At 48.5% G+C, this 10,042-nt stretch carries 9 protein-coding genes; 8 read left to right on the plus strand and 1 reads right to left on the minus strand.

Going from position 1 to position 10,042, the window contains the following annotated elements:
- Positions 1-30: 30 nt before the first annotated feature.
- From NE536_RS12600 to NE536_RS12635, 8 genes are all read left to right on the plus strand, one after another.
- The gene (locus NE536_RS12600) at positions 31-675 is read left to right on the plus strand and encodes an MBL fold metallo-hydrolase (RefSeq protein ID WP_261272894.1); all 645 of its coding nucleotides are present in this window, start codon (positions 31-33) and stop codon (positions 673-675) included.
- A 146-nt stretch (positions 676-821) separates the two neighbouring features.
- Entirely contained in the window at positions 822-2,561 is a 1,740-nt protein-coding gene (locus NE536_RS12605; RefSeq protein ID WP_261272895.1) for a methyl-accepting chemotaxis protein, read from the plus strand.
- Positions 2,562-2,950: 389 nt separating this feature from the next.
- Entirely contained in the window at positions 2,951-3,967 is a 1,017-nt protein-coding gene (locus NE536_RS12610; RefSeq protein WP_261272896.1) for an XdhC family protein, read from the plus strand.
- Entirely contained in the window at positions 3,967-4,704 is a 738-nt protein-coding gene (locus NE536_RS12615) for a nucleotidyltransferase family protein (protein ID WP_261272897.1), read from the plus strand. The genes NE536_RS12610 and NE536_RS12615 overlap by 1 nt, the downstream gene beginning before the upstream one ends.
- A gap of 3 nt (positions 4,705-4,707) precedes the next feature.
- Positions 4,708-5,226, plus strand: coding sequence for a (2Fe-2S)-binding protein (locus tag NE536_RS12620; RefSeq protein WP_259574797.1), 519 nt, complete (start codon positions 4,708-4,710; stop codon positions 5,224-5,226).
- 1 nt (position 5,227) lies between these two features.
- Positions 5,228-7,474 (plus strand): xanthine dehydrogenase family protein molybdopterin-binding subunit, encoded by a 2,247-nt coding sequence (locus NE536_RS12625; protein ID WP_261272898.1) that lies wholly within the window; start codon positions 5,228-5,230, stop codon positions 7,472-7,474.
- Positions 7,475-7,685: 211 nt separating this feature from the next.
- Positions 7,686-8,177, plus strand: coding sequence for a DUF1097 domain-containing protein (locus tag NE536_RS12630; RefSeq protein WP_261272899.1), 492 nt, complete (start codon positions 7,686-7,688; stop codon positions 8,175-8,177).
- Between the two features lie 104 nt (positions 8,178-8,281).
- Positions 8,282-9,736 (plus strand): methyl-accepting chemotaxis protein, encoded by a 1,455-nt coding sequence (locus tag NE536_RS12635; RefSeq protein WP_261272900.1) that lies wholly within the window; start codon positions 8,282-8,284, stop codon positions 9,734-9,736.
- 125 nt (positions 9,737-9,861) lie between these two features.
- Here NE536_RS12635 and NE536_RS12640 read toward each other — a convergent pair.
- Positions 9,862-10,042: hypothetical protein (locus NE536_RS12640; protein ID WP_261272901.1), on the minus strand; the 181-nt coding region annotated here is incomplete at its 5' end.

The following is a 10,042-nucleotide window of genomic DNA, read 5'->3' on the forward strand; positions in this document are numbered from 1 at the left end:
ATCGCTTATGGATAACACGAGATTGAAGCTATGAAGTATCAGATTATTCCAGTGACACCTTTTCAGCAAAATTGCAGCTTGATCTGGTGTGAAAAAACCAAGCTAGCTGCAGTCGTGGATCCTGGTGGCAATATTGACAGGATCCAAAACGAAGTGACGAAACTTGGACTCGTCCTCGACAAAATTATCCTTACCCATGGGCATATCGATCATGTTGGTGGGGCAAAGGCCTTAGCGCAAGCCACCAATGTGCCGATTATTGGGCCGCATATCGCCGATAAATTCTGGATTGAAAACTTACCTAAGCAAAGCCAAAACTTCGGTTTTCCCCATTGCGATGCCTTTGAACCGGATCAATACCTGCAGGACGGCGATAACGTGCAAGTGGGTGAGCAAAGCTTGTCTGTGCTGCATTGCCCTGGGCATACGCCGGGACACATTGCCCTTTTCTCTGCCCAATCTAAGTTAGCGTGGGTGGGGGATATTTTGTTTAGAAGTTCAATCGGTCGCACCGATTTTCCTCAATCAAATCATCAGGATTTAATTCACTCGATCACCGAAAAACTGTGGGCCTTAGGCGTCGACGTCGAATTTATTCCGGGGCATGGTCCTATATCGACCTTTGGTGAAGAGCGCGAGCATAATCCCTTTGTCGCGGACCAACTTTTACTCTAAGTGTCACGTCATTAAGAACTGTTTGATTTGTGAGCGATAATCACTCGCAAATCAAATGATTATTTCCATTGATTGTCCCACTTTTACCGATGTTTTCTGATTTTCCTTCTAGACTTAAAGCAGTTCTTCCGTCTATTGGGGTAAGTATGAAAACAAAAACCATGATGAGTGTGGTATTTTCGACCATAGTCGCGAGTGCCGTGATTTCTGCGGCACTGAGCTTCAATGTGAAGTCTAAAATCGATCTCTTTAATGATGCCGCCAGCATCCGATATCAGTCCTATCAACTTGCCGATGAATTAAGGCAAGGTTCCGATGACTTAACACGTCTCGCCCGTACCTACGCCGTCACTGGTGATGAAAAATACGAAAAAATGTATATGGATATTTTGGCTATCCGTAATGGTGAGAAACCCAGACCCGAAAAGTACCATCAGATTTATTGGGATTTGGTACTGAGTTATGGCGATAAGCCAAAGCCAGACGGCGCGAGAATTGCTATAAAAGAGCAAATGAAGTCCCTTGGTTTTTCCGATGAAGAATTCCGTTTCCTCGAACAAGCCCAAAAAAACTCAGATGCGTTAGTCGCCCTCGAAGTGAAAGCCATGAATGCCGTCAAAGGTATCTTTATGGACCCCAACACCCAAACCTACACGATAAAAGGCGAGCCGAACTTAACCATGGCGAGGGAGTTATTACATAGCGACCAATACCATAGAGAAAAAGCCAAGATCATGCAGCCGATTGATGAGTTCTTTACGGCGTTGGATAAACGTACCGATGGTGAAGTTAATGGTCGTCTCGACTCCCTACATGCGGCATTAAACTGGTCTCAGTTCGTGTTATTTATCGTGATTTTAGCGGCCGTTGGTGGATTCATTATCGTTAAGAGCCGGATTGTGACTCCCTTAGTGCAGACCTGTAGTGAGTTGCTCGACATTCAGCGATCTAAAAATCTTGCGCGGCGGATCTCTGTCACCACTCAGGGAGAGATTGGCGAAATCGTTAATCAAATCAACTTGTTTATCTCTTCCCTTGCCAGTTCCTTATCGACAACGGATGGTATTGCAAAAGAGGTCGCTGATTTAGCGAAGCAAACCAAGGCATCCATTCAAGTTTCGCGTGAAAGCTCAAATCGGGTGGCGAGAGAACTGGATGCCAGCGCCAGTGCGATGGAAGAAATGACCACGACCTTAGTGCATGTGAGTGAGAGCACGTCGAACGCTGAAAGTCGCGCCGCTGAAAATGAAGCGCATGTTACTGTGGGTAAACAGACGGTATCGGAAGCGTTGAAAGCCATGTCGGTATTGGAAACTGAGTTTACCAATACTCAAGACTCTATGTCGCATTTAGTGAACGAAAGTACCCAAGTCAGTAATGTGTTGAGTGTGATTAAGGCGATTGCAGAGCAGACGAATTTGCTGGCACTGAATGCCGCGATTGAAGCCGCAAGGGCCGGTGAGCAAGGGCGAGGTTTCGCTGTGGTGGCCGATGAGGTTAGATCACTAGCCCAGCGCACCCAAGATTCCACCAAGGAAATCGATGATATTGTCGCAAGCCTTCAGAGTCGTACAAATCAAGTGGGTACATCTGTGACTCAAGCGGCGACGCTTATGCAAAAGGCGGGGGTAGAGCTGCAACGTATCGTGGCTGTATTTGAGGATATTCGTCATAGTACGGAAGCGATTCATGGGATCAATACTCAGGTTGCCGCTTCAACTGAGGAACAGTCCTTGGTTTCTAAAGAAATCGCTTCGAGTATGATGGTGATCCGCGATAATTCCCGTGAAGTATCACAGATTATCGAACAGATAGAATCGACCTCCATTAGCCTAGACAATCAATCCCAGATACTGCGCACTAAGGCGGGGGAATATCAGTTTTAGATGAGATGTGGTTGATATTTGAACGAACGCCACTCAAGACATGGACGTCAATCCTTCCCTTTCTAAACCTCCCCTGAACATATTTTCTGCTTCGACACTTTTTGAAATCTATTACTCCTTTCAATACGCACACGCCTTTGCTAACGTGGTTGCCCATGTGTTTAATGCCGAGCGTTTGGCGAAGCTGTTTTTATCGACAAATGAAACTCGCATCAAACCTTGATAACAAAATAGACGTCGATAGCTGTGATATTCATCAGCGATCTTAACCAGTGATCGTTTTAGTTTTGACAGTTTTTAGTTTCGACGGTTATTTGTTTCGATAGTGTCGACAGTAAAAAGTGCATTAAGTCTTTTCAAATATCCCTAACCCAATGGAGTCCTTGCGGATGGATCACCAAATCGAAGATTTACTAGAGCATTGGTTACCGCTGGCGGATGACGCTTGGGTGCTTGCGGTGATCACCCAAATTCAAGGCTCGGCCTATCGCAAACCCGGCGCCATGATGTTGTTCCATGAGTTCGGTCAAGGCGTGGGTATGTTAAGTGGCGGCTGTTTAGAAGCCGATCTCCGCCGTCATGCCCAAAAGGCCATGCAGACAAAGCAAGTCACGTGCGTGACCTATGACGCGAGCGATGAGTCTGATGCCAGCTATCGACTCGGCTGTGGCGGCATAGTGGATATCATGTTGATCCCACTCTTAAAAGAGAATCATGATCTTGGTTTGGTTGAGCTAGTACAGGCATTTCGCCACGGTCGGTCGGGTTTTTATCAACTGCCATTAGTCAAAGCGGGGACGGATGCGCGCCAATATCAAGCCGCTTTCTACCCCGAAGCGTTGAAACCGTTCCCCGCCAGCGATTTTGTCCGCACAGGCGTCTTCACCCAAGAGGCGGGAGAATCGCTGATTATTCCGCTGAGACCGAGATTCCACCTTGGCATTTTTGGCGGTGGTATCGACGCTAAGCCCATTGCCGCCATGGCCGATACATTAGGCTGGCAAGTGACGGTTTTTGATGGTCGTACCGCCTATGCCAGAGCGGCGGATTTCCCCCATGCCCATATCGTGAAACTTACCGCGGGGGAATTAACTGCGAATCATATCGCTCAATTGGATTGTGCTGTGGTGATGAATCATAACTTGGGCTTAGATGCTGCGGCATTGAAGGTCATTCAAGCCCATCCACTCGCCTATGTCGCCTTGCTTGGCCCTGCCCATCGACGGGATAAAGTGCTTGGGATGGCAGGGCTGAGTACTGAATCATTTTCTGGGGTGTTTTCTGCCCCCGCAGGGCTTGCCCTTGGCGGCGAGTTACCGAGCGCAGTGGCGTTAAGTATTTTGGCCCAATGCCACGGCGTACTCCATGGCGCGACCTTACAACATCTCGATGAGATAATGCGTTGATGACATTGCCGCCAGTGCCAAAGTCGGCAGAGCTAACGTTGGCAGAGCAAACGCCACGTTCATCCAAGCGGCTGTTGATCGTGGTACTTGCGGCGGGTGAAAGTAAGCGCTTTGAGGGGGTTAAGTTAGCGCAGCTTGTACCATCACTTAGCGCTACAGAAACTCGCGAACAAGCCATCATTTGCACCCATATTGAGCGTTTACAACAGCTTCATTGCCAAGATTTAGATTTGGAGCGCCAAGACACACATTCGCCCCAATATGCGCCTTTGTTAGTCATACTCGGTGCTCATCAGCACGTATTACAGCCATTATTAGCCGAACTTCATTCCCGCCACTTCTTTGATGTTTTAATTAATCCACAGTGGCACACGGGTTTGGCATCCTCAGTGAGTTTGGCGGCAAGTTATGCTAAGGAGCAAGGCTTTGATGCCATGCTGCTAACGCTCGCTGACCAAGTGGCCTTGAGCGCCGATGATTATCGCCAACTGATTTTGACATGGCATGAAACGGGTAAAGACGTTGCCGCCGATTATTTGGATGATTTAGGTGTACCTGCTATTTTTAATGCCTCTACATTGCCTTTGTTCACCCACTTGAGTGGTGATCGCGGGGCGAAATCTATTTTAAAACAACAAGCACAGCAGGGAGCGTTAGTCGCTATAACACTACCCCGCGCCGCAATTGATATTGATACCCAAGCCGATCTTGCGTCGTGGTTGGCACTTAAGGAGTGAGTTATGGCAGAAGTTTTATCAACCAAAGCAGTCGTCAAGGAAGCGAATACCGCCGCTTCCTCTCAGACACTTTCTAATCAAACACTGACCATCAACGGTAAATCATTTACCTTAGATGCCGATCCTAAAATGCCCATCCTGTGGGCACTACGGGATATTTTAGGGCTCACGGGCACTAAATATGGCTGCGGTGCAGGGCTATGCGGTGCTTGCACTGTGCATTTAGACGGCCAACCCGTACGCGCTTGCTTAACCAGTTTGGGGCAGGCACAGGGAAAACGACTGACAACAATTGAAGGGCTGGATAATCAAAAGCTTAAAAATGCTTGGGCCGAACATAACGTGCCCCAGTGCGGCTATTGTCAGGCGGGCCAACTGATGTCGGCTGCGGCGTTAGTGGCGCAGCATCCGAAACCTTCTGAAGAACAAATTAACTCGGCCATGTCGGGTAATATCTGCCGCTGCGGCACATACCCGCGGATTAAAGCGGCACTGCAAAACTATGCCAAACAGGAGGGCTAATATGAGTACTTTTACTGCCGTAGAAAATATCAGCCGCCGCGATGTGTTAAAACTGTTTGGCGCAGTGGGTGGCGGATTAGCATTAGGGGCGAGTGGATTAACTTGGAGCCCCATGGCGCTGGCGCAGGATAAAGAAGCGCGGCTGAATCTGTTTATTGCCATTGGTGAAGACGATAAAGTGTACCTCACTTGCCATCGCTCCGAGATGGGACAAGGGATCAGAACCGGCATTCTGCAAGTCTTAGCCGAAGAGTTAGAAGCGGATTGGGATAAAATCGTCCCCATTCAAGGCTTAGCCGATAAACGTTATGCCAGCCAAAACACTGACGGTAGCCGCAGTATTCGCGAAAATTACGACCGCATGCGTCAGATGGGGGCGATGGCAAGAACCATGCTAGAGCAAGCCGCCGCTGCGCGCTGGAAAGTCCCCGTGAGCGAGGTGCATACCGCCGACCATAAAGTCTTGCATGCTAAATCGGGTCGCTCGGCCAAGTTCGGCGAGTTAGCGTTAGCCGCATCAAAGCAGCCAGTCCCCGCCGTTGAGTCGTTAACCTTTAAAGAGGTTAAAGATTTCAAGCAGATTGGCGCATCACGCCAAATCGTTGATATGGATGCCATGTTAAGCGGCAGCGCGATTTATGGTTACGATATCAAACTCGATGGCATGCTCTACGCCAGCATCATGCGTCCGCCCGTGCTTGGCAGCGATGTGGCAAGCTTGGACGATACTGCGGCGCGCAAGGTGGCCGGTGTATTAGATGTGTATCGTTTGCCCGCCGCTAAGGGCGCACCCGCGTTTCAGGCTTTGGGCGGCGTTGCTGTTATCGCCACAAACACTTGGAGTGCCCTCGAAGGCCGCAAAGCCTTAAAAGTCACTTGGACTCAGGCCGACAACAGTCAGCATGATTCAAGTCTTTATTTGAAGTCACTGGTCGAGCGGGTACAGCAAAGCGGTAATGTCGTGCGTCAAGCTGGTGATGAAATCAAAAACTGGCCCGAGGCGAATACGTTAAAGGCGGTTTATACCGTGCCTTATTTAATTCATTCTTCTATCGAGCCGCCCGTTGCCACCGCCCATGTCACTGAAAAGGGCTGTGAAATCTGGGCGTCGACCCAAACGCCGCAAAGTACACAGCAAAATGTGGCCGCTGCGCTGGGTATGGAAGAAGATGCGATTAAAGTGAATGTCACCCTATTGGGTGGTGGTTTTGGGCGTAAATCTAAACCTGATTTTAGCGTTGAAGCCGCGCTGTTATCGAAGCAATTCAAGCGTCCAATTAAAGTGAGTTGGAGCCGCGAGGATGAGATCCAAAACGGTTACTACCATGCTATCAGCGCCCAGTCCTATCAGGCGCTGTTCGATGCCAATAACAAACCGACCGCGCTTTTAGCCCGTACGGGATTCCCATCAATCAGTTCAACCTTTGCCGAAGGGGTGGAATATCCCTCTGGCGGTGAGTTGGATTTAGGCTTTGTGGATGTACCCTTTGGTTTGCCGAATTTAAGATACGAAGCGGTAAAAGCGCAGGCGCATAGCCGTATTGGTTGGATGCGCTCTGTGTGTAACATTCAGCACGGTTTTAGTGTCGGCAGTTTTGTCGATGAAATGGCTCATCGTTCTCAGGTTTCTTGCCCTGCAATGTGGCGTAGCCTGTTAGGTGAAGCAAGGCGTGAGACCTTTACCGACCAACAGTTTAAATATGGCAACTATGGCGAAGATCTTGATCGTCATCCCGTGGACGTGAGCCGCTATTTTGGGGTAATCGACGCGGTCGAAAAAGCCCAAGCTAAGGCGCCTAAGGCGGGTAAAAATCAGGGCTGGGGGTTTGCCGTACACCGCAGTTTTGTCAGTTATGTCGCCGTGGCCATGCTGGTGGAAGTGAGTGAGGATAAACAGCTTAAAGTGCTGAATGCCATCGCTGCTATCGATGCGGGCACGATAGTCAATCCAGATAGGGTAAAAGCCCAGACTGAAGGCGCGATTGTATTTGGCCTGAGTTTAGCCTTGATGGGGGAAATCACTTACAAAGAGGGCAAAGTACAGCAATCGAATTTCCACGATTATCCTTTGCTGCGGATCCCCCAAACACCCGATATTGAGATCATCATTATTGAGTCCGATGCTGCGCCTGCAGGCGTAGGTGAGCCAGGTGTTCCGCCCGTTGCCCCAAGTTTAACCAATGCAATTTTTGCGGCGACGGGGCAGAGGATCCGCGATCTTCCCGTGAGTAAACTATTGCGAGTGTAAGTGACGGCAAGAGAGTTAACTGAACGCCGTTTGAACAAAAAAGCGCCTAATAAGCGCTTTTTTCGTTTTTTTACCACAAAAAATTTGCTTGTTAGCGATTTTACGGGCATTAATGCCGAAAATTAGCAATAGATCAGGTTTTTGTTACCAGAATAGAGGTAATTTAACTAACAGATAAACTTCCGTGAATAGAATTATAAAGGGGTCATCCATGGAAAATCGTTGGCAAGTCGCTATTTCTGCCGGCCTATTGGCGGCTATTTGGTGTGGCGTTGCAGATGCCTTTCATCTGGTCACTTGGATTGGCTTTTTAGGTTGCAGCACTTTTTTCGCTCAACCCAAGGCTGGTTTTCAAGGCGTGATGATGGCGTGGTGCACGAATCTGTCCGGTGTGTTTTGGGCTTGGCTCATTATCTCGGGTAGCAGCTTTTTTATTTCGCCCGTATTTGGGTATATTTTTACCGGCATAGCCACTTCGGCCATGTGTTTACAGGCAAGTTATCAAAAGCTTAGCTTTATTCCCGGCGCATTTATTGGCTGTTGCACTACCTTTTCCATGGCGGGTGATGTGGCCAATGTCGTGCCGTCGTTGATCATTGGTGGCTTATTAGGTTTTAGCATGAGCCTGTTAACGGGGCAGTTGGTTACCTTGACACAAAAGTGGTCTGCCGCCACGCGTAGTCAAGTGGCTAGCGCGGATTAGCATAATACCTGCTCAGATCTTATTACTGACATAGCTGTCGAAGCGATCTGGGCTATAATGCTGATTTAGTGCCAAATAGCATTTTGTTCTTAGGAATTATCAAGATGAAACAAATCCAGTTTCGCACCATTGATGCCATATTGATCAAGTTCAGTCTCAACGGAAAGTTTTGGGTAGTGTGTTCTATGGTGGCGCTGATCACGGCCGCCGTGGCACTCGTCAACTATCAACACGCGCACCGAAACGTCGAGCAAGCTTCTATTGCCCGCGTTCAAGCAAGCGTCGATACCTTAGCGCAAGTTGCCACGGCGCAAAAGCTAGAAGCTGATGCTCTGTCACAATTTGCCAATCAATACGGGTTAACTGTGACCTCAAGGCAAAGTGAAGCGCAGCGTCAAGGGGATAAAGTGACGGCCAGCGCCAGCGTGTCAGGCATGCAAGCCTTACAACTGACGCAGAATGTTCATGAGTGGGAAGCCGATGCGCGTAGCGATGCTAACTTTATGTTCTGGTTAGCATTAGTGGGCTTGTTGCCCTTATTCCAACTGAGTTACTGGATTTCGACCTCACTCGGCGGTGGCTTGTGGGATATGTACTTAGCCATCAAACGCTTAGCCGATGGTGATTTGAGCTTTAGATTAAACTTCTTTGGCACTGACGATTTCAGTTTGATTGCCCGTGAAATCGACCGCTGCGCCGATAACATGAGTGAAATGGTGTCGGCCATTGGTAAAAATGCACAAACCTTGTCATTAGCATCCGATGAATTTAATCAACAGGCGGCCACCAGTGATGAGCTGATTGGTTTCCAACATCAATTCCTCGATTCCGTTGCTGTGGCGATGGCGCAAATGACTTCAGCGATTGAAGAAGTCTCTATCAACGCGAGCAACACTTCGCTGCAGACTAAAGAAAACTCAACCCAAATGTCGGCCAGTCGTGGGCGAATTAGCCACACAGTGGACAGTATTGGTTTACTTTCAACTAAGATTGGCGCGGCGTTTTCATCGGTGGAACAATTGTCCAAGGATGCGGCGAGTATCGATGCCGTGGTCACGACGATTAACAGTATTTCGCAGCAAACTAACTTGTTAGCCCTAAATGCGGCCATTGAAGCGGCGCGTGCCGGTGAGCAGGGTCGTGGTTTTGCCGTGGTCGCCGATGAAGTGCGCACCTTAGCGGGCCGAACTCAACAGGCCACGGTAGAAATTCAGTCTATGATTGAAGGCTTACAATCTGGCACGAGTCGTTTATCTAGCATTACCATGGAGATAGTCGATCAGGCCGATGAAGGCCGCAGCGCGATCATCGCCGTCGGTGATGATGTCCAAGGCATGGCGCAATCGGTCAATGCGGTATTTGATATGAGCAGCCAAATTGCCGCCTCGGCGGAAGAGCAGAGTGTCGCCGCTCGCGATATTGCCGGACAATTGAATGAAATCCGCCATCAGTCGGAAACTATCAAACAAACGGCCCAGCGCAGTGTGACCTTAGCCAATGATCTGCACCATGCTTCGGTCGAGTTAGATGGCATTTTAAAGCAGTACCGCACTGACTAAGATGTTACGCTTTGTTGTTACCTTTAGTGCAATTGCAGCTATACGCATTGGTTTTTCTTGCAAGGCTTAATTATTAAATAAGAATGGCGGCTATCTTTTACGTACCTGCCATTTTTACTAAGAGTTTATAAAGCATTTATTAAACCGCTTTTCTCAGTTTCTTCATCGCTTCCAAGCGAATGTTTCTTAATGTTTAACTGCGTTGTACTAACCTCGTGATTGCACATTTTTGCTTGGAAATCATCCGGCAAATGTTTTGAGTAAGATATTAGAAGTGAATATGGATAGAGTTGAGAAGCTCGCAAG

The organism is Shewanella septentrionalis, from assembly GCF_025370265.1.
GTDB classification, from domain to species: Bacteria; Pseudomonadota; Gammaproteobacteria; order Enterobacterales; family Shewanellaceae; genus Shewanella; species Shewanella hafniensis.

Bases quoted from the DNA above. Each gene is read 5' to 3' on its own strand.
- NE536_RS12600 (WP_261272894.1), top strand. From the start codon at position 31: ATGAAGTATCAGATTATTCCAGTGACACCTTTTCAGCAAAATTGCAGC.
- NE536_RS12605 (WP_261272895.1), top strand. From the start codon at position 822: ATGAAAACAAAAACCATGATGAGTGTGGTATTTTCGACCATAGTCGCG.
- NE536_RS12610 (WP_261272896.1), top strand. From the start codon at position 2,951: ATGGATCACCAAATCGAAGATTTACTAGAGCATTGGTTACCGCTGGCG.
- NE536_RS12615 (WP_261272897.1), top strand. From the start codon at position 3,967: ATGACATTGCCGCCAGTGCCAAAGTCGGCAGAGCTAACGTTGGCAGAG.
- NE536_RS12620 (WP_259574797.1), top strand. From the start codon at position 4,708: ATGGCAGAAGTTTTATCAACCAAAGCAGTCGTCAAGGAAGCGAATACC.
- NE536_RS12625 (WP_261272898.1), top strand. From the start codon at position 5,228: ATGAGTACTTTTACTGCCGTAGAAAATATCAGCCGCCGCGATGTGTTA.
- NE536_RS12630 (WP_261272899.1), top strand. From the start codon at position 7,686: ATGGAAAATCGTTGGCAAGTCGCTATTTCTGCCGGCCTATTGGCGGCT.
- NE536_RS12635 (WP_261272900.1), top strand. From the start codon at position 8,282: ATGAAACAAATCCAGTTTCGCACCATTGATGCCATATTGATCAAGTTC.